Source organism: Leptotrichia sp. oral taxon 417, assembly GCF_013394865.1.
Taxonomy (GTDB): Bacteria; Fusobacteriota; Fusobacteriia; order Fusobacteriales; family Leptotrichiaceae; genus Leptotrichia; species Leptotrichia wadei_A.
The window spans coordinates 1,325,009-1,344,375 of sequence record NZ_JABXYV010000001.1; the positions used below are offsets into that span (position 1 = coordinate 1,325,009).

A 19,367-nucleotide genomic window follows, 5' to 3' on the forward strand; every position below is an offset into this window, starting at 1 on the left:
CAAAAAATTCTATCATAATTTACATATTTGTGTCAATTACATTTACTAAATTTTTATTATACTTGTTAATTTTACTAACAAAATACCTTTCCCCCTTACAAAGAAATTCACAACAGTTCTGTCACTCAATGGAAAACGATATAGAATAAATAAAAAAAGACTAACTTCTGTTTTTATGCAGAAATTAATCTTTATTAATCAGGTTCCAGCGAACTGCTCCTACTTTTAGAAACGGAAGCTTCTTGGGAAGTATCTGCTTTTACTACCAATCTCTTCAGGCAATCCCTGCAAAGAACTATAATTTTTCTATTAAGCCTTTTAAATATTCTTTTACTCTATCCTTTAGTTCTTCATGCCTAAGTCCAAATTCGACATTTGCAACAAACATTCCAAATTTATCTCCAGTATCGTATCTCAATCCATCAAAATTATATGCATATAATTTTTCACCATTATTTTTCATTGCCAAAATTGCATCTGTCAACTGTATTTCTCCACCTTTTCCAGGTTTTGTATTTTTTAAATATGAAAAAATTTCAGGCTCCAGCACATAACGTCCTAGTGCGGCAAGATTACTTGGCGCTTCATCAACAGACGGCTTTTCAATAAAATCTTCCACAGCCACTGTTTTTTCATCAATCTTTTTCAATGGCTTTATTATTCCATATTTCGAAACATTTTTATGAGGAACTTCCTGAACTCCTAAAATTGTTCCGCCTTGCAGTTCCTTATATTTCTCCACAAGCTGTTTCGTAACAGGAAGCTGTCCTTTTTCCTTATCTGTGTAAATAATGTCATCTCCCAGAAGCACAACAAATGGCTCATCTCCCACAAAGGCTTCAGCACAGCTTATCGCATGCCCTAATCCCAATGGCTTTTTCTGACGCACATAATAAATATTTGACATTTCAGAAATATGATTTACCACTTTCAAAAGATCTTTTTTCCCATTTTCTTCCAAAGTTCTTTCAAGTTCATACGAATAATCAAAATGATTTTCAATTGATCCCTTATTTCTTCCAGTAATAATTAAAATTTCTTCAATTCCGGCTGCCAAAAGCTCCTCCACAAGATACTGCAATGCCGGCTTATCCACGATTACAAGCATTTCCTTAGGCTGTGCCTTTGTCGCAGGCAATACTCTTGTTCCAAGTCCTGCTGCTGGAATAACAGCTTTCCTTATTTTTTTCACACCCATAAACTACCTCCTGTTATATTTATAAGAACATCTTTTTCAAAAAGAACTAAAATATATGACCTTCATCAGAATAACTAACTTTTACTGCCAATGGCTCAAATAAGTTTAATTTATCAAAATATTCCTTTGCCTTTGAATTGGCTATCATCTGATATTCCTTTGTTTTCAAGTCGTATTCATATTTTCCAATTATAATAATACTTTTTTCATCTGGAAACTGTACATAAAATCGTACAATTTCTTTGTCAGGCAACGGATCTTTTCCAAGATTTTTTGTGTCGATTTTTGTAAAAAAATTCTTGTATTCGTTAAACTTTTTGTAAAATTCCTTTTTAAACTCATCATTTGTAGTCGTTGGGGTTGCTTTTATCGTAACTCCTATATTAGCATTATAATCTTCATCTTCAATTGTATAATAAGCCATTTTAACATTGTCACTATCACAAAAAATATCATTCGTTCTTTTTTCAGCTTGAATTTTTTTAATAACTCTATCTAAAAAAGTGTCAGGATTATTTGCAAAGCTGCAAGTGTTGCTAAATCCCTGTATTCCCAATAAAAACAAAAGTGATGATACTATTTTTTTCATCTTATCTACTTCCTTCCAAATATAATCAAATTAATAATATGTTTAATTATACCATAATTTTTAAAATTAATGAAATATTTTTAATCTGTCATTTTTTTATTTTCTATATACTCTTTAAAATCATTCAAAATACTATTTTAAAAGTTCATTTTTTTTCTTTTCAAACTCATTCCTTGTTATAACTCCTTCATCCATCAATTTTTTCAATTTTATAATCTCATCAGCAACAGAAGATCCAGAAGACTTTTGCGATTTTTCAAATTCTCCTATTGTTTCATTTACAGCGTTCACAAATGGAATAAGCGTTTTTTTCAAAATATTCTTCACTTTAAACATCGAAGCCCCATCCCATATCTCCACTTCTCCCATAAACAGCCCCTTTTTATACTTAACTGCATTTACCTTCCCAAGCGGAATTTCAATCTGATTTACCCCAAACAGCATCCCCTTATCCAAAAGAATAATCCTTTTAGTCGTAGAAACAACAAGCCAAGTATGCCCATCATACCATCCTGAAGTAGCATAAGTAATAATTTCATTATCTTTAATAATTCTTGTCAATTCCTTAACTTCCTTCTTCGTTCCGACAATAGAAGCCCTGCAATCTGACAACATCTGTCGTATATCCTTTAAATTTCTCATATTTAATAATCTCCTTTTTAATAACATTATTTGTCTAATTAATTGTACTATATTTTTTTAAATTATTCAATTCTATAATTTTCAGAACTTAAATAAAGCCATTATAATTTTTTCTTTGAAAAGGCATAAAATAAAAAGGTTGCAATTTTTGAAAAAATACATTATAATTAACGATATATATTTGAAAGGAGAGTTATTTTTAATGTTTAAGGAATTTAAGGAATTTATATCAAGAGGAAATGTAATGGATCTTGCAGTTGGGGTTATAATTGGAGCCGCTTTCGGGAAAATAGTAACTTCGTTAGTTGATGACATAATTATGCCTGTTATTGGAATAATTTTAGGAAAAATTGACTTTTCAAATTTAAAATTAGTTATTACGCCTGCCAGCGGTTCAACTCCAGAAGCTGCAGTAAAATACGGATTATTTATTCAAAATGTAGTTAATTTCTTTATTATGGCTTTTGTTATCTTTCTTATGGTAAAATTTGTAAATAAATTAAGAAAACCTGCTCCAGTTGAAAAACCAGCTGAACCAGCTCCAACAAAAGAAGAAGTATTATTATCTGAAATCAGAGATATTTTAAAAAATAAATAATCAGAGTTATAATTTATAGACGGAATTAAAAAATATTCCGTCTAATCTTTTTTAAAAAAATTTATAACTATTTCGCTATGGAAAACGATATTAAGTTAAATATTATGGAGGTTATTATGGAGTTTGAAAATAATAAAAATAATGATAGCAATGAACAGCATCATTCAAATTACAATATGGAAGAACTGGATAAAATAAGAAATGAAGTAATTAATGATTCCAGCAATTCAAGTTCAAATGATTCTTGTTTTAGTTCTGAAGATAATGCAAATGGCTCAATCACCTTGACTTTAGATGATCTGACTGTAAAAAATATGAGATTTATAGCAACGGTAATAAAAGTTCTATCAGTTTTAGGAATTATTGTAGGAGTCTTTCAAATATTAATATTATTTCTTGGAATTTTTACTATTATAATTTCAATTAAATTTTTTAAATCGGCAAATGCTCTGGAAGATACTCTTATTACAAAAAATGGGGAACAATTAAAAATATACTTCGACGAACAGTCTAAAGCCTTAAAATTATATATTATCTTTATAATAGTCAGCATTATTATAGTTATCCTTCTTTATGGAACTCTTATGGCATTTGCAATAAGTGCTTTAGCCAGCGATTCATTATAACTTTTAAGTTCAATCTTTAAAGTAGATTTATTATTTAAATTGAGAGCGCTCAAAATTTTGTATAAATGTATATACAAAATGTCCACACTCTCATTTTTTTAATCTTATAAAAATTATACGCTCGATATTACAACTGTTTTTATCTTATTAATCTCATCATAGCTTGGATTAATTACAACTCCCCATATTAAATTAACATTTTTATCCTTTACAATATCTGAAATTCTTTCTGTAATTTTTCCAATATCCACAAGAGAAACACTTGGTCCAGTTGTATAATTTATTAAAACTCTTTTAGCATTTTCCAATTTCCCTTCAAACAAGTTATTTTCCATAAGCTGTTCAATTATTTTCTCAACAGCGTTATCTCCCTTGCCTTCTCCAACCCTGATAATCGTATTTTTAGCATTATGAAGAACAGCCTTTACATCCAGAAAATCAATATTCATAAATCCGACTTCAGTCAAAATATTTACAATTCCTTCAATTCCTTCCTTTATAATCAAATTTACCGTATTATAAACAGACTCAAGCGGCTCTTTCCTGTCAATATAGTTATACAATTTTTCATTTGGAATAACAATTAAACTATCTGTAAGTTTCTCGATTTTCTTTATCCCTGTATTTGCAATTTTCAAAGTTTCAAACCCTTCCAAATAAAATGGACGAGCAACAATGCTAATTGTAAAAATCTTCAATTTCTTTGCAATTTCAAGAACAACAGGCATTATTCCACTTCCAGTAGATCCACCAAGCCCAGAAATTAAAAATAGAATATTTGTCCCCAAAAGCAATTCCTGAAACTGATTTTCACATTGAAATGCCACCCTTTCAGCCTGCTCCCTGCTACATTCCTTAACGCCAGTATCCAAAAAAATCTTCTTCTCCGCATGACTCAATCCAGAATTTTCACTATCTGTATCAATCGTTATATATTCGACTTTCTTCACACCCGAAGCTATCATAAAATTAACAAAATTTATCCCCATCCCGCCAATTCCAATAACTTTCATATTCATCTTATCTTTCATACCGTTATCCTGCTCTTGCAAATACAAATTATATGCAAATCTCCCTTCCATTAAAGATTTTTAACATCAAAAGTGAACTACTCCCGCTTTTAGAAGTGGGAGCTTCTTGGGAAGTACCTGCTTTTGCTAGCCAAATATATTTACCAAGCTCTTCGGGTAGTTCCTACCCTGTCTTCTTTTATTTTCCTAATATTCCAACATCAATTTTCCAATGTTTTTTATATTCAATGCCGCATTGTAATCTCTATCAATTTCAATCCCACAGCACTCACATTTATAACTTCTTTCTGATAATTTCAATTTTTCTTTAACGTTTCCACATTTACTGCAAGTTTTTGACGATGGAAACCACTTATCTATCTTCAAAAATTGCTTTCCTAAAAACATCAGTTTATACTCAAGCATCTTCAAAAACATTCCCCACCCATTGTCTCCTACACTTTTCCCAAAATTTAATGACTGGCTCATCCCTTTCATATTCAAATTCTCAACAACCACAGCATTGTATTCTTCAGACAATTTTTTCGATAATTTATGCAAAAAATCTCTTCGGCAATTTTTGATATACTCATGCAATCTTGATATTTTCGCTTTTTGCTTATACCAATTTTTAGAAAATTTCACTTTTCTCGATAATGATTTCTGTAATTTTTTCAATTCTTCTTCCAACATCCTAAAATATTTTGGATAATCAGCCCTTTGGTTTTCAGAACTGACAAATAATTCAGGCATTGAAAAATCAAGTCCAATTACTTTATCATTACTTGGATTTTTTTGAATTTCTTTTTCAAATTCTGTCAAAATAGAAACATAGTAATTTCCATTACTGTTTGTCAATGTTACCGACTTTATTCTGTAATCTTTTGGTATTTCTCTATGATATTTAAATTTTACTTTTTTCAATTTTGGCAAAACTAAATATTTATTCTCCTCAATTCGGATTGAATTATTCACACAATTTGTCGTGTAACTTTTAACATTATTCTTTTTAGATTTGAACTTTGGAAACTTCGCTCTCTTCTGAAAAAAATTCGTAAACGATCGTTTTACATTCAATTGAGCATTTGAAAGTGCCAGACTATCTACTTCTTTTAAAAATTGATTTTCACTTTTCAAACTGGCAGGTGTAACTATTTTATTTTTTCCAGTTTCTTCATAAATTTTATTAGCGATATATAAAATCGTATTATAAACAAAACGAACACATCCAAAAGTCTTGTTTATCAACAATTCTTGATTTTTATTTGGATAAATTCTATATTTGAATGCTAAATTATATTTCATAAAATTACACCCCCTTTTGATTTTGAATATTATTTCTTTAGAAATTTTATCATTAATGATTTCTCTTCAATATTTTATACAAAAATTGTATCATAGGTGTATCCTTTTTTCAATTTTTTTACAAAAAAAGCGATTCATCTCCCACTTATAGAAGTCGGAGACTTCTTGCTATCTTTTGTTAAATTTTTTATAGTTATATTTTATCAAATTAAAGGTAGTATTTCAAGGATAAAAAAATCACAGCTAAATTAATAACTGCAATTTTCATTCTTATTTTTTTATTTTATTATTTTTTCCCAGTTCCGCTTAACTTCTCAAAAATAATAGATTTTGTAACCACATAAAGCAAAATTGCTATCAGCAACGGCAACACTATTGATGTCAGCAAAAGTATCCCAATAATAACCGGCGCATCTTCAACTAAATCATTTGAAATAGTATTTATTTCCTTTGTAAAGTTATCAATTTTACCTTTTGCACTGTCAATTTGTCCTGGAATGTTAAAAATGCTCTTTGATTGGTCAAGTGACAGCATTTCATCCTTTACTTTATTTAATCTGTTTAAATCTTGATTTAATTCAACAGTTGCGGGATATTGGTACTCTTTTTGGAAATATTTTGAAATTGCTGAATTTACATATATTGCACCTGGCAAAACTATGTAAATGTAAAGCAAGACAAAAAATGAATATTTTGAAATTTTTTTGAGAATTTTTGTAACTTTATTTTTATAGATAGTATATGGAAAAACTGTAATTAATGAAATAAATGTCAAGATTGTAGCTAATTTCACTTTAAAAATTTCATAATAAATTGTTTCCAATTTTAATAGGACAACACTCGCAAGCGAAACTTTCCACAAGATATTTATCATATCATAAATAGGCTGAATAATATCTCCAATTTCAATTTCCATCCCAACAATCATACTTACATTAACTGTACTTCCTTCAATAATATCCGTAGTTCCCTTCAAAAGCGACAATGTTAAAAACATCTTTTTAGATTCTTCATAAGTCTTTTCCAAATACGGCATTGTCAAGTTTTTAAAAAAATTAAAAACCGTATGTTCAAAAATCTTATCCATTATCCCAAAAATACATAAAACTAATCCAACTACAATTAATATTTTTACTAAAAGATTCTTTTTCTCAGAATCCCATTTTGGAGAATTATCTTTCTGATTTTTCTCTAAATTTTTCTCATTTCCCGCTGCCAAAACAGCCTCATTTTTTTCTGCCAATTAATCTCACTCCTTTTTTCATTTTTCTTTTATTATTTTTTTATTTAAATCAATCCCATTCTAAAATTTTTCTCACAACATAAGAAGCCAGCACAAGCCCAGCTGTTCCAGGCACAAACGAATTACTTCCAGGCGTAGTTTTTCTCGGAATTTCATTATTTCCCCTAAATTCAGTCGGCAATTCTTCCTTAAATAATTCCGATTTATCAGGTTTAACTGGAATTTCCCTTGAATATACAACTGGTACATTTATAATTTTTTTCTTTTTTAAAATACTTCTAATCGTTCTTGCCATCGGACAAACAGATGTATTTTTTATTTTTGCAATTTCTACCATTTCTGGATGCATCTTATTCCCAAATCCCATCGAAGAAATAATATTTATTTTATTTTTTACACAATATTCGATCAAATTAACTTTACTCCCAATCACATCAATAGCATCCACCACAAAATCATATTTACAATTTTTCTTACTATTATCCAAATCTTTTGATTCTTCCAAATTTTCAACCTTCTCAAAATTTCCTAAAACTTCCTCAATATCATCGGCTATCAGCTTTTTCACAAGTTCAACTTCACATTCAGGATTAATATCCAAAATTCTATCCTTCATAACCTCAATTTTAGACTTTCCAATCGTGCTTCTAAGCGAATGAAGCTGCCTATTGATATTTGACTCTGAAATTTCATCAAAATCAACCATCGTAATATGCCCAACTCCAGCTCTCGCCAGAGCCTCCACAGTATAAGACCCAACTCCTCCAACTCCAAAAACTATAACTCTTGAATTATTCAACTTTTCAATTCCATCTTCTCCAACCATCATTGAAAATCTGGCAAATGTCTGATTCTTATTATCCATATTTAAAATATTTCTCCTTTTCAACACTTATTTTTAATCATTTACAAAAGTATAAAAATCCCAATAAAAACAGCATCTTTAAATTTTTCTCTTATTTTTTTATTGTTTAAAAAATCAGAATTTCAAATAGATCAGGCTTTTATTCCTCACATACCTTTCTTTTCAATTTTTAAAATTTCGCCCCTATTATATCACAAATTTAAAAAATGTAAATAGCCAAAATATAAAAATTTTATTATTTATTTTTTCTTGCTAAACTCTTTCTCAAATGAACTCAAATCCATATTTTTCAACACTCTCTCAAGTAAAAGTGGCAAATTTTCAGGATTACAAGCAAAACATGGAATTCCAAGTGAAGCAATTTTTCCAGACATTTGTGAATCATAATAAGGTTTTCCATCTCCAGATATTGCTAAAAGGCAAACTACTATTACTCCCGAATCTTTCATTTCTTGTAATCTTCTTAACATTTCACCACGATTCCCACCTTCAATTAAATCAGAAATTAGAAAAAATATTGTTTTTTTCGGATTTTCAATATATTTTGTACAATATTTAATTGATTTATTGATATTTGTTCCACCACCTAGCTGAAATCCGTATAATAAATCAACTGGATCATCTGATTTTTCTGTCAAATCCACAATTTCAGTATCAAAAGCTACCACACGTGTTTTCAGTGAAGCTATACTCGCTAAAATACATGCCATTACTGAAGAATAAATTACAGATTCTCCCATAGATCCACTTTGGTCAATATCCAAAATGACTGTAAATTTACTCGTTGGATTAACGCTTGCTCTCTCAAAAAAATAATAATGCTCTGGAACAATTTTTTTTAATTCTCTGTTGTAATTTTTTATCCCTCTTCGTATCGTTGTTTTAAAATCTAAAGATGACGCAGATGGAATTGGCGAGTGTTGTTTCTTGTTAAGTGCTGCTCTAACTGCTCTTCTAATATCACTTTCCAACAATTTATTAATTTCCTCTACAATTTTTTTTATGAAATTTCTAACACTTTCTTTACTTTTTTGTGGGATTTGCTCTTTCAAAAGCATAATTGTTGAAGCAAGATTTATGTTAGGCTCTACTTGATCCAATATTTCAGGCTCAAAAAGCAATTGTTTCAATCCACATCTTTCCATCGCATCCGTCTGAATAATTTTCACCAATTCTTTATCAAACAAAGTCCTAACATCTCCAAGCCATCTACTAATTTGCGGATTATACGGACCTCGCCCAGCAGAATCTCCACCCATAAATTGTCCTGTCGGATTATAAATCGCATCCAACGCCTTATCCATCAACCAATCTTCCTCTGTAAAACTTGGAATAGCTTCTGAATCCATAGACGAAAATTCTTCTTCCGTATCTTTTCCAAGAATTAATCGCCAACGTTTTATATCTTCTTTATAGTCCATTTTTACACCTCCTTAATATTTTAAAAACTAAATTTATATATTAATGATTTAATTATTTTTTTGTTTTTTGTCTATTACTCTGTTGATTCTCTCTAAAAAATTCTCTGGAAGATTTGTAATTTTAGCAAAATTATTAAATAAAAAAGTCTTGTTATAGAAAACTACAACAAGACCGATGGTCTAAACGACCGATTCATCTTACTGTAAGAATACCATAAAAAATTATTTTTGTCAATTACCTTATTTTCAATTTTTCTTTCAAAAAATTATTTTCAATCAAATATCATCAAAATCAAATTCTTCTAATCCTGCAATTATTTCTTTCTCATTTTCTCCCAAATCATCATTTATTACAGCACTTACATCATTTTTATTCAAGCCCCATATTTCTGCGATATTTTCGGCAATATCGTGCTTTTCATTTGAAGTAAAGTCAGCAAAAGCTCTTCTTAAAAATAATAATGCTCTTTTAAATTCTTCCTCATCTAAGTTTGAAATATAGTTTTGGAGTTTTTCCCAAAGTCCAAGTCTTGCAATTAAGGTGTAATGATTTTTCATCGATAGACCTTCAAACCAAGTTGCCCCTAAATCTGCGGGAACCCCTTTTGATAATCTTTTTTCGACTTCTTTTCCAAGTACTTCATTATCAATTTTTCCAGCTTCCAGTAATATAGCCATTGCAAGTCCTGAGATTTTTGTATTTAAATCGTCTCTCTTTGAAATTTCTAAAAGAAGTGAATACCATCTTTCTCTATCTAAAAAATCATGATTTTCAACTACAGTATGCATTATCATTATACTTTTAGCTAGTTCTACCGCTGCATTATTGTCGCAAAAAGACTCGCTTGGCAATATTAAGCAAACTCTTAAAAAGAGTTGCTCAAGAATAGGAATCAGAACTTTTGTATCTAATTTTCTGATATCGCCATAACGAAGCATTAGTGATAAAGTTGACATTGTCTTGGCTATTTCATCAATAGGGACGTCACCTGTTATAAAATTTTGTAACGCTTGAAATGCTTTTTCTAGTGCTTTTGGCATTCCGCAATAAAAGGCATCTTTCACTATTTCTGCCATTTCTGACAGTGTTTTTGCACCTTCTATTCTTTGCATCAATTCAAAAGCTGTTGCAAATTCAATTGTATCTCCTTTTAAGATTGTTTCCACAATTTCAATTTCTGTTTCTGGTTTCCATTGTAAAATCCATTCTTCTGCCCAAGTTGTATTTTCTTGGCGATTCCCAATAAGTTTTGCAAACGAAATATTCAAAACTCTCAATTTATGAAAAAAGAATGAACGCTCCAAGTCCATAAATGCTAATTTTTCTGATTGAACCCTTAATTTTTCCCTCAAATCTAATTTTATTTCTGTCGCTGTTAATGAACGATATTTTTCAAGTTTCAATTCCTTCAATAAATTATAAAAATCTGACTGTATTGACGTTTGAATAGCTTCCTTTGGAATACTTCCTATTTTTTTCCCAACTTCAACATTCGCCATTGCTAAAACTAGTTCTGAGTAGCTTCCGTGTGCCATACAAGTAATCGCTGCATCTTTTATATCCTTTAACGTCGGTATTTTCCCATCGTGCAAATTTGCCAATGAAGTTGCTAAATGGACTGCCTCGATAATTTGAGCCGATGATACCATATTCCCATTTTCCCTTTGATATTCTGCAATTTTACTTAAATACATATATGTCGCAAAAAGTGGGTCTTCTTTCTCTAAACCATTCCACAAAAATTCATAATACCCTGGCGCCTTATTTCCAGCTCCATAATTTGAATAAGTCGACAATTTATAGTAAGAATAAGGCATTAACGTTTTTTTAGATTCTAATTTTGGTAATTTTTTGATTTCATTTTCAGTCAAAATCAATTTGCCACTTTCTATTCCTTCAACATGAAAAGCCCCAACAACCATAGCAATCTCATCCATTTTGTAACCTTCTTTACACACATCGGAAACGACTTTACACATGTACGACTCTCTAATAATATTTTTCGCATCAGACACCGTATTTGATAAAGTCAACTCCCTCAAATGTTTCCCATAATCTTTCGCTCCACTACGATATGCCTTATAATCAGAAGCCTGTTCCACTACTCTTTCCCAAAAGACTTCATCATCTGAATCTTCCGAATATTCATTAATTTTTCTATAAATGTAGGCATTCAAATTTTCCTCTGGATTCTCATCTAAATTTTTCTTTACACTTTCTACACCTAAAAAAATTGAAGATGGCAAATCACAAAATCTACACTCTACTCCATTTTCCTTTGCCCATAAAATAGCTTGATATTCTGGAGAAAACTCTGCAAATGGATATACTATTGTCTCGATAGGCGCTTCTAAAGTGTAAGCCATTACGGCAATTGGCGGAACAATATTTTTTCCAGTAATTTCGCTAATAAGTTCATTAAAATCAGAAGGCCCTTCTATCAAAACGATTTTTGGCTGTATTTCATCTAAATAATTTTTCAAATAATGTGCTCCAGCTGGTGAAAAATGCCTAACTCCGAATATATTCGGTTTCCCTTCATTTTGTTTTTTCATTTATTCCACCGCCTTTATTTAGTAGCTTTGTTAAGTGCCTTACATTCTTTATAAAGATCCAGCCATTCTGAACCTCGTTTTTTCATAATATTTTCCAAATATTCTTCCCAAATTTGCCCATCTTTACTATCTTCTTTTACTACAGCTCCCTGCAATCCTGCCGCCAAGTCATAATCTGATATCTCTCCATCCCCAAAACTTCCAGCCAACGCCATACTATTCGCTAAAAGTGAAATAGCTTCTGCAGTCGATAACACATTTGCAGTCGGCTTTATCTTTTGTCTTCCATCTAACGTAACACCTTGACGCAATTCTCTAAATACTGTACAAACTTTTTCAATAACTTCTTCTTCAGGCAATTTCGCATTTAAATCCAAATTTCCTGCAAGTTGCGTAACTCTACTTCTAACAATATCTATCTCTGCTTCAAGCGTATTCGGACTTGGTAACACCACAATATTAAAACGTCTCTTTAACGCTGCCGACATTTCATTAACTCCCTTATCACGAGTATTCGCAGTTGCAATAATAGAGAACCCTTTTTTAGCTGGAATTTCTACATTCAATTCAGGTACACTCATTCTTTTTTCTGACAACAAAGAAATCAACGCATCTTGCACTTCTGACGCACAACGAGAAATTTCTTCTACTCTAGCAATCGCCCCATCTTCCATCGCTTTATAAATCGGACTTGGTATCAACGCATCTTTTGTAGGCCCTTCTGCAATCAACATCGCATAATTCCAAGAATATCTAATCTGCTCTTCAGTCGTTCCCGCTGTCCCTTGAATAACTCGAGTCGAATCTCCATTTATTGCCGCTGTCAAATGCTCTGACAACCAAGATTTCGCAGTCCCTGGCTCCCCAATCAGCAACAATGCCCTATCCGTAACCAAAGTCGAAATTGCAATCTCAACCAATCTTTTATTCCCAATATATTTAGGCGTTATCACTTTTCTTCCAGCTTTACCTCCACAAATATATGTCAACACTGATTTAGGTGACATTTTCCATCCAGTAGGTATTGGATTTTTTTCCGCCTTAATTAACGCATCAATTTCATCTTGAAACATCTGTTCTGCTGTTAATCTTTGTAATTCTTCTTTTTTAGCCATTTTTTACAACTCCTTCACTCTCATTCCATTATTTAACTTTTCTAGCCATTTTTCACATAAATTTATAGACATTCTTTTTGTTTTTTTATCCATTTCAAATAATTCTTCAATTTGCTTTATTAATTCACTTTCAGATATAGGAACTTCATTTAAAATGTATCCTATTGATCTTACTCTATTATGTAATTTAGGTGCATTTTTTTCTATATCTATCTTTCCTTTAAGAAAATCCTTATAATCTGTCCATCCCAATTTATTTAAGAATGCTATATCATCATTGTAAGGAATACGAGAAAGAATAATATTATAGTAAAATGCTCCGTATTTTTCTTTCATTCCCTTTATATCTGGATTATATAAGCTCTTTAAATCTCTATGATATGAACTGTAATAATTCCAATTTCCATAGAAATCATCTTCAATATTAAAGATTATATTATACCATTTTTTATCAAAACCATTTAACTTTATTTTCATAACACTATAATCATTTATATTTTGCCAATATAAAATATATTCTTTATTTTCTTCATCATAGTGAATATGGAAAATTACATTAAATAATGTACTAAAATCCTCTTGAACTTTAGCTTCTTCCTTATTTTTAGAAAGTTTATTATTAGCAAAGAATGTATGGAATAATTTTTTTATTCCTTTTTCATCTTTTCCTACTCCTGCAAATTTAGAAAAATTCTTATATGTAGTTTCAGGTTTATCTTTAATAAGTGAAATTAAAAATTCTTGTTCTAAGAACTCTCCTTCATATATCTTAGACAGTTTCTTTATTAAATTCGTAATTTCTTTATTTATTTCAGTTACTATGTAATGGCTTAAAATTCTTTTTACAGCAGCTTTATTATAAGGATACAGTTCTTTGTATAATGATAAAGTTTTTTCTGTTCTTTTATTTGAACTAACTGAACACAATTCTGCAACCTCTTCTTGAACTTTTCTTCTTTCTTCTTTTGTTTTTAATGTTTTATTTTTTAAATCTTCTGTATATTCTTTAATATAATTATTAATATAATCTGATACCCATTGCTGCTCTGTTCCCGCCATATATTCTATATTTTTAAACGGTTTTTTTCTAAAAAATTTATCCCACTCTTTTTTGACTCTCTCATCATCCATATACGCAAGACTTTCAAAAACTTTATTCTTCAATTTCCCACGTTCTTTTTTCATTAAATCTAAAAGATAATCAACGTTATCCTGATCATATACCAAAGCTCCAATTGCAACTTCTTTCACTTCTTTTCCACCATTTTCAACACAATATTTATAAAATTCATTTTCATCACCTTTACAAATATCCTCGATAATTTCCAATCGGGCAATCATTTCCTTTTTACCTTGAGGATTAAATCCTTCTTTCAATAGCGGAACTATCTCTTTCCCCTGTTTCTTTAACATTTTAATCATTAAATCTATAATTCCAGAATAACTATCATTAAGTCCGTTTATCATAAATTTCTTCACTCTAAAATCATTCACTATTTCAGGATTATTCCATCGTAATGTCGAATCAATAACTCTGAAACGACCACCGCCAGTTCCTTTAAATGCAGCAATTAATTCGCTCAACTCACTGTAATGAAGTTCTTGATAAAAATTTTCTTTTCCAGCAGTCGTTTCTATTTTTTGCAAATTATCACCTGAATAAGTTGTCGCTTGGGTACAAAGCACCGCATCAAGCAAAGCCAACAAATCTAATAATAAATCACATTTATCTTTCTCATCGTCTTCAATCAATTTTTGCCCCATTTCATAAATTTGTTTAAATACTTTGGCAGCCGAAGCATACCCCTTCATTTGATCAACAGCTCTTTGTAAACGAAAATCATCTTTCACCAAATTTATCCCAACAATCGAAACATTTTCAAGCCTATTCTTCAATTCATATAACGGTTCTAAATTCATTTTTTCTCCTTCCTAAACTTCATTTTAAAATCCAAAACGAATAATTTTATCATCAGTTATGATACTTTGTGCTTGGGCATAAATATTTCTACCTTCATAAAATAATTTTACAAACATCACTTGATTTTCCAAACATTCATTTGGCAAAAGTTCATAAAAATTTTCTGAAAATTCCTTGTTTTTCTTATCTCTAAGCTCTATCATCTTTTGATTTTTATCAATTAAAATATATTTTTTCTTACCTTCTTCTTCAACAAACATAATTTTTTCAAATTCTAGTAACAAAGCCACTTCATTATTTGTCAAAATATTTTTCAATTCATTTTTAGCAATTTTTACAGCATGATCTATATTTTGAGCATGTTTTTTTATCTCTTTGTAACAAGAGCTTTCAATTTTATCAAAACTAGCAGCATCCCATCTTATTCTCTTATTAACTCCACCTGGATAAAAAGTTAATGTAGGCACCGTCAATAATGAAAAATTAGAATTTTCCTGCTTAATATATTTCATCGCCGAACGAGGTCTATAATTGGCAGTATATAACACTTCCCCACTCTCTAAATCAATCCAGTATCCACAATCTGTAAAAATCTTACTAGCCTCATCATAATTCACTTCAAATGAAAGCTGCACCAATCTCGCATTTTCCTTTTTTAACCCCAAATCATTCAACTGAGTTAACTTCCACACGCCTCCTAAATCCTCATACAACGTATTATCCGTCAATTCTGGATCGTTTTTTTCAAGTTGCTCATTCAAAAACTCTCTACCTTTTTTCTCAATCGCCCTTAACTTTTTCAAACATTCTAAAGCCGTCTGATAATGTCCCTTATCCTGATCCTCTTTATACGCCTGAATTTCCAAAAGTAATCTTTGAAACAAAACTTGTGGTCCTGGCAAATAATAATCTCCCAATTGTTTTACAATATCTCGATACTCTGTAATCGAAACACTCCCCATTGCAGAAAGTCCAACTTTCAATAATTGCGAACTTATTTTCTTTATCAAATCTAGCCCTTCAAGTTGCTTTTTAATTTTCTTTGTTCTAGCTGATTTAGATGCTTTTGAAGAAGTTTTTTTCTTAACTTCCTTTTCCTCATTCGCCCTTTTAGCCTTTAATTTTTCCTTTTTTTCTCTCTTTGCCAAAATATCTTCTGGTATTTCACACTCCTCAAATTTTTTCCCTCTCAATATCTCAAATAACAAAGCTAATCCATGCTTACAAGGAAATTGTCTACTTGGACAAGTACATCGTGTAACAGGATTTTCTTCATCAATAAAATCCACTGAAACCGTATAATTCGATTTCCCACTTCCCTTACACTCGCCCATATACAAAGTATCGTCAACCGAACGCCACAATTTCAAAAATGCCCCCTTATCACACAATTTTTTTGCATTTGAAATCGCCGAAGCATTCGGAGCCATAGCAAGAATTCTACTCTCCTCTAATTTCTTCACAATACAAACCTCCTTCTTTTTTATCCAAAATTCACTCAATTTTTTATTCAAATTTTTAAATCATTTAGGTTTATTATATCATAATTTTTTTATAAACTAAACTCTATTTAAAATTATATTTCATAATATTCCTTAATATTTATTTTAATTATTTCAAAATAAGTATTAAGTTTAATCTACTAAAAAGATTTATAGTGAAATTATTATCTAAATAAAAAATAGTATCAATTCTAAAAGAACTTAAATATATTTTTGCTAAATAAAAAATCGCTGCTTTTTATCACAACGATTATTTTAAATATCTTAATAATTATATTCCTGAATTATTTTTCCATCTTCTCCATACTCTTTTTCCAAAAATATTTTCCCATTTTCCAAATGACTTTCCATTTCCAATTTTCCAGTCTTAGAATTATATCTCCAGATAATTCCCGTTTTATTAGCCAAACTTTCCTTTTTTACAATTTCTCCTGTATTTATATCATATATTTCATAATATTCCACATAATCTTTAAAGTCATCTGGATTACTAAATGGATGAAAATTATTTTTCTTTCTCAAAGTAGCTTTTCTATAAAGTTTTCCATTATCATAATATTCTTCCATTTCTCCAACTGGTCTACCATTTTTATAATTTAATTTTAAAGAATTTTCATTACCAAATCCAAAAGATTTATCAACATACATTTCCCCAACGGGTCCACTTTGATTATATTGTGCAGAAAATTCTAATTTGCCAGTTTTTGAATCTCTTACTTCAAATTTTACCATTCTTCCATTTTTTATTTCAAAAGTTAATGTTCCAGAAATATCCAAATCATCAACATAAAGATATCTCAATATAAATACTCTAAACGAAACATTTGTATTTTCACATTTGTAAATGCCATTTTTAAAAGGAATATTTGTTTTTCCAGTATAGGGATTAAATTTTTTCTTACTATCTCCACCTTTAAAATATTTACAAACTTCTAAAGTCTGGTTATTTGTATTACCAAATATAACTATTGAACTAAATAAAAGAAGAAAAAGAAAAATTATTTTTTTTCTAAACATTAAATCTAAAGAACATAACATCCCCATCTTGCACAATATACTCTTTCCCTTCAAGCCGCATCGCACCTTTCTCTTTTGCTCCATTCCATCCATTTAATTCAATAAATTTATCAAATGAAACAACTTCCGCACGAATAAATCCTTTTTCAATATCCGTATGAATTTCACTAGCTGATTTTTGCGCATTTGTCCCTTGCTTAATTGTCCAAGCTCTGACTTCCTTCACTCCAGCCGTAAAATATGTAATTAATCCCAATAATTTAAATCCAGCACGAATTAATCTATTTAAACTAGGCTCTTTAATTCCAAGTTCATCAATGAACATTTGTCTTTCTTCTTCATCTTCAATTTCAATTAATTCAGCCTCCACTTTTGCCGAAAAAGTCACAACTTCGCTGTCATACTGTTTTGCAAATTCCCTAACTTTTTTTACATAGTCGTTTTCAGTACCGCTTGTCAAGTCATCTTCAGAAATATTTGCTGCAAACATCATTGGTTTTACTGTCAAAAATTGATAAACTTTTATTAATTCTTCTTCTCTTTGAGTAAATTCTAAAGTTTTTAACAATTTAAATTCTTCCAAATGTGCCTTACATCTTTCAAGAACTGCAAGTAATTCCTTTCCTTCAGCGTTTCCGCCACGAGCCAGTTTCTGATTTTTCTGAATCGCTCTTTCGACAGTTTCTAAATCAGCGAAAATAAGTTCCGCATTGATTGTTTCAATATCTCTAATTGGATCAACGCTTCCTTCCACATGAATAATGTTGTCATCGTCAAAACATCTCACAACTTGGCAAATTGCAGCCGTGTTTCTAATATTTGACAAAAACTGATTACCAAGCCCTTCCCCTTTAGAAGCACCTTTTACAAGCCCTGCAATATCCACAAATTCAACTGTCGCTCCAACTGTTCTCTCTGGATTAATAATTTTTTCCAATTCTTTTAACCGTGGATCTGGTACACTTACAAGCCCTACATTTGGCTCAATTGTTGCAAACGGATAATTAGCCGCCTCCGCATTCTGTGTTTTTGTTATCGCATTAAACAATGTTGATTTTCCTACATTTGGTAATCCTACAATTCCTATTCCTATCATTCTTTTTATATTTCCTTTCTTCTTTTTTATAATTTATAAACTATAAAAATTTTTTGTTTCAAATATTTATTTTATTTCTAAATTTATATAGTTTTCAAATAAGTCTGTTTTTTATAATTTTTCCAAAATTTTTATCAATTTCCACTTTTCCTTATCTGTCGCCTTAAACAGATAAGAAATATCATAAATCGGCACAATCTTAATTTTCCCATAGAAATCGAACACTTTTCCGACCAAATCCTTTATATCTTCATTTCCCTCATTTTCCAAAAGCGATTTAGTCGCCCTTTCTCCAACCGTTACAATATATTCAGGATTTATTAAGGCAATCTGCGCTATTAAAAACTCATTGCATTTCAAAATACTTTCCTGTTCAATCAAATTCCCGTGAGAACTGCATTTTGTAAGTGTAGTGAAATAACACTTTTTCAAGTCCAATTTTGAATATTCTAAAAATCTTCTAAAATACTTTCCATTTTTATCAGCAAGAAGCTGCTGCTTTATGTCTTCCTCTTCACTTACACTATCCAGCACAAACAACACCTGCGCCTTTTCATTCCCTTCTCCAACAATCGGATTAATTCGAGTTCTTTCCAAAATACATTTAGTACAAATGTCGATTTCTAATTTTAAGTCATTCCACATAACTTTTCCTTTATCCAT

17 protein-coding genes are annotated in these 19,367 nt (G+C 30.3%); 2 read left to right on the forward strand and 15 right to left on the reverse strand.

The window, feature by feature from the left end; translation table 11 throughout:
• Nucleotides 1-295: 295 nt before the first annotated feature.
• The 3 genes from galU to HW276_RS06230 all read right to left on the reverse strand — a co-directional run bounded on the left by galU (nt 296) and on the right by HW276_RS06230 (nt 2,429).
• Nucleotides 296-1,198 carry a UTP--glucose-1-phosphate uridylyltransferase GalU gene (galU, locus tag HW276_RS06220; protein WP_147003648.1) on the reverse strand — a complete coding sequence of 301 codons (903 nt, stop codon included), beginning with the start codon at nt 1,196-1,198 and terminating at the stop codon, nt 296-298.
• A 46-nt stretch (nt 1,199-1,244) separates the two neighbouring features.
• A complete protein-coding gene (locus tag HW276_RS06225) occupies nt 1,245-1,787 on the reverse strand; it encodes a hypothetical protein (RefSeq protein WP_147003649.1) in 543 nt (180 codons plus the stop codon).
• A 132-nt stretch (nt 1,788-1,919) separates the two neighbouring features.
• Nucleotides 1,920-2,429, reverse strand: coding sequence for a PH domain-containing protein (locus tag HW276_RS06230; RefSeq protein WP_178937823.1), 510 nt, complete (start codon nt 2,427-2,429; stop codon nt 1,920-1,922).
• A 202-nt stretch (nt 2,430-2,631) separates the two neighbouring features.
• Between HW276_RS06230 and mscL the strand changes: the two genes are divergently transcribed.
• Nucleotides 2,632-3,027 carry a large-conductance mechanosensitive channel protein MscL gene (gene mscL / locus HW276_RS06235; protein WP_147003651.1) on the forward strand — a complete coding sequence of 132 codons (396 nt, stop codon included), beginning with the start codon at nt 2,632-2,634 and terminating at the stop codon, nt 3,025-3,027.
• Nucleotides 3,028-3,143: 116 nt separating this feature from the next.
• Entirely contained in the window at nt 3,144-3,653 is a 510-nt protein-coding gene (locus tag HW276_RS06240) for a DUF5362 family protein (RefSeq protein ID WP_178937824.1), read from the forward strand.
• A gap of 113 nt (nt 3,654-3,766) precedes the next feature.
• On the opposite strand, the gene HW276_RS06245 is transcribed toward HW276_RS06240, so the two are convergent.
• From HW276_RS06245 to HW276_RS06300, 12 genes are all read right to left on the reverse strand, one after another.
• Nucleotides 3,767-4,735, reverse strand: a complete 969-nt coding sequence (locus HW276_RS06245; RefSeq protein ID WP_255460370.1) for a cell division protein FtsZ — start codon at nt 4,733-4,735, stop codon at nt 3,767-3,769.
• Between the two features lie 135 nt (nt 4,736-4,870).
• Nucleotides 4,871-5,968, reverse strand: coding sequence for an RNA-guided endonuclease TnpB family protein (locus HW276_RS06250; RefSeq protein ID WP_178937825.1), 1,098 nt, complete (start codon nt 5,966-5,968; stop codon nt 4,871-4,873).
• Between the two features lie 286 nt (nt 5,969-6,254).
• Nucleotides 6,255-7,211: a hypothetical protein gene (locus HW276_RS06255; protein WP_147003654.1), complete on the reverse strand. Its 957-nt coding sequence runs from the start codon at nt 7,209-7,211 to the stop codon at nt 6,255-6,257.
• A 49-nt stretch (nt 7,212-7,260) separates the two neighbouring features.
• Nucleotides 7,261-8,076: a ThiF family adenylyltransferase gene (locus HW276_RS06260; RefSeq protein ID WP_178937826.1), complete on the reverse strand. Its 816-nt coding sequence runs from the start codon at nt 8,074-8,076 to the stop codon at nt 7,261-7,263.
• Nucleotides 8,077-8,315: 239 nt separating this feature from the next.
• A complete protein-coding gene (locus HW276_RS06265) occupies nt 8,316-9,497 on the reverse strand; it encodes a VWA domain-containing protein (protein ID WP_178937827.1) in 1,182 nt (393 codons plus the stop codon).
• 276 nt (nt 9,498-9,773) lie between these two features.
• Nucleotides 9,774-12,053 carry a DUF5682 family protein gene (locus tag HW276_RS06270; protein WP_178937828.1) on the reverse strand — a complete coding sequence of 760 codons (2,280 nt, stop codon included), beginning with the start codon at nt 12,051-12,053 and terminating at the stop codon, nt 9,774-9,776.
• Between the two features lie 14 nt (nt 12,054-12,067).
• A complete protein-coding gene (locus tag HW276_RS06275) occupies nt 12,068-13,168 on the reverse strand; it encodes an AAA family ATPase (protein WP_015769594.1) in 1,101 nt (366 codons plus the stop codon).
• 3 nt (nt 13,169-13,171) lie between these two features.
• Nucleotides 13,172-15,088: a hypothetical protein gene (locus HW276_RS06280; RefSeq protein WP_178937829.1), complete on the reverse strand. Its 1,917-nt coding sequence runs from the start codon at nt 15,086-15,088 to the stop codon at nt 13,172-13,174.
• Between the two features lie 24 nt (nt 15,089-15,112).
• Nucleotides 15,113-16,519, reverse strand: a complete 1,407-nt coding sequence (locus HW276_RS06285) for an SWIM zinc finger domain-containing protein (RefSeq protein WP_178938532.1) — start codon at nt 16,517-16,519, stop codon at nt 15,113-15,115.
• Nucleotides 16,520-16,855: 336 nt separating this feature from the next.
• The gene (locus tag HW276_RS06290; RefSeq protein ID WP_255460372.1) at nt 16,856-17,608 is read right to left on the reverse strand and encodes a hypothetical protein; all 753 of its coding nucleotides are present in this window, start codon (nt 17,606-17,608) and stop codon (nt 16,856-16,858) included.
• A complete protein-coding gene (ychF, locus tag HW276_RS06295; protein ID WP_178937831.1) occupies nt 17,601-18,704 on the reverse strand; it encodes a redox-regulated ATPase YchF in 1,104 nt (367 codons plus the stop codon). Before ychF ends, HW276_RS06290 begins: the two co-directional genes overlap by 8 nt.
• Before the next feature lie 111 nt (nt 18,705-18,815).
• Nucleotides 18,816-19,367, reverse strand: a complete 552-nt coding sequence (locus HW276_RS06300; protein ID WP_255460373.1) for a uracil-DNA glycosylase family protein — start codon at nt 19,365-19,367, stop codon at nt 18,816-18,818.

Excerpts from the sequence above, each read along its gene's own strand:
- HW276_RS06290 (WP_255460372.1), bottom strand. The coding sequence starts at position 17,608 with ATGTTTAGAAAAAAAATAATTTTTCTTTTTCTTCTTTTATTTAGTTCA.
- HW276_RS06245 (WP_255460370.1), bottom strand. The coding sequence starts at position 4,735 with ATGGAAGGGAGATTTGCATATAATTTGTATTTGCAAGAGCAGGATAAC.
- ychF (WP_178937831.1), bottom strand. The coding sequence starts at position 18,704 with ATGATAGGAATAGGAATTGTAGGATTACCAAATGTAGGAAAATCAACA.
- HW276_RS06285 (WP_178938532.1), bottom strand. The coding sequence starts at position 16,519 with ATGGCTCCGAATGCTTCGGCGATTTCAAATGCAAAAAAATTGTGTGAT.
- HW276_RS06275 (WP_015769594.1), bottom strand. The coding sequence starts at position 13,168 with ATGGCTAAAAAAGAAGAATTACAAAGATTAACAGCAGAACAGATGTTT.
- HW276_RS06230 (WP_178937823.1), bottom strand. The coding sequence starts at position 2,429 with ATGAGAAATTTAAAGGATATACGACAGATGTTGTCAGATTGCAGGGCT.
- HW276_RS06265 (WP_178937827.1), bottom strand. The coding sequence starts at position 9,497 with ATGGACTATAAAGAAGATATAAAACGTTGGCGATTAATTCTTGGAAAA.
- HW276_RS06240 (WP_178937824.1), top strand. The coding sequence starts at position 3,144 with ATGGAGTTTGAAAATAATAAAAATAATGATAGCAATGAACAGCATCAT.
- HW276_RS06280 (WP_178937829.1), bottom strand. The coding sequence starts at position 15,088 with ATGAATTTAGAACCGTTATATGAATTGAAGAATAGGCTTGAAAATGTT.
- HW276_RS06250 (WP_178937825.1), bottom strand. The coding sequence starts at position 5,968 with ATGAAATATAATTTAGCATTCAAATATAGAATTTATCCAAATAAAAAT.
- HW276_RS06260 (WP_178937826.1), bottom strand. The coding sequence starts at position 8,076 with ATGGATAATAAGAATCAGACATTTGCCAGATTTTCAATGATGGTTGGA.
- HW276_RS06270 (WP_178937828.1), bottom strand. The coding sequence starts at position 12,053 with ATGAAAAAACAAAATGAAGGGAAACCGAATATATTCGGAGTTAGGCAT.
- galU (WP_147003648.1), bottom strand. The coding sequence starts at position 1,198 with ATGGGTGTGAAAAAAATAAGGAAAGCTGTTATTCCAGCAGCAGGACTT.
- HW276_RS06300 (WP_255460373.1), bottom strand. The coding sequence starts at position 19,367 with ATGGATAAAGGAAAAGTTATGTGGAATGACTTAAAATTAGAAATCGAC.
- HW276_RS06225 (WP_147003649.1), bottom strand. The coding sequence starts at position 1,787 with ATGAAAAAAATAGTATCATCACTTTTGTTTTTATTGGGAATACAGGGA.
- mscL (WP_147003651.1), top strand. The coding sequence starts at position 2,632 with ATGTTTAAGGAATTTAAGGAATTTATATCAAGAGGAAATGTAATGGAT.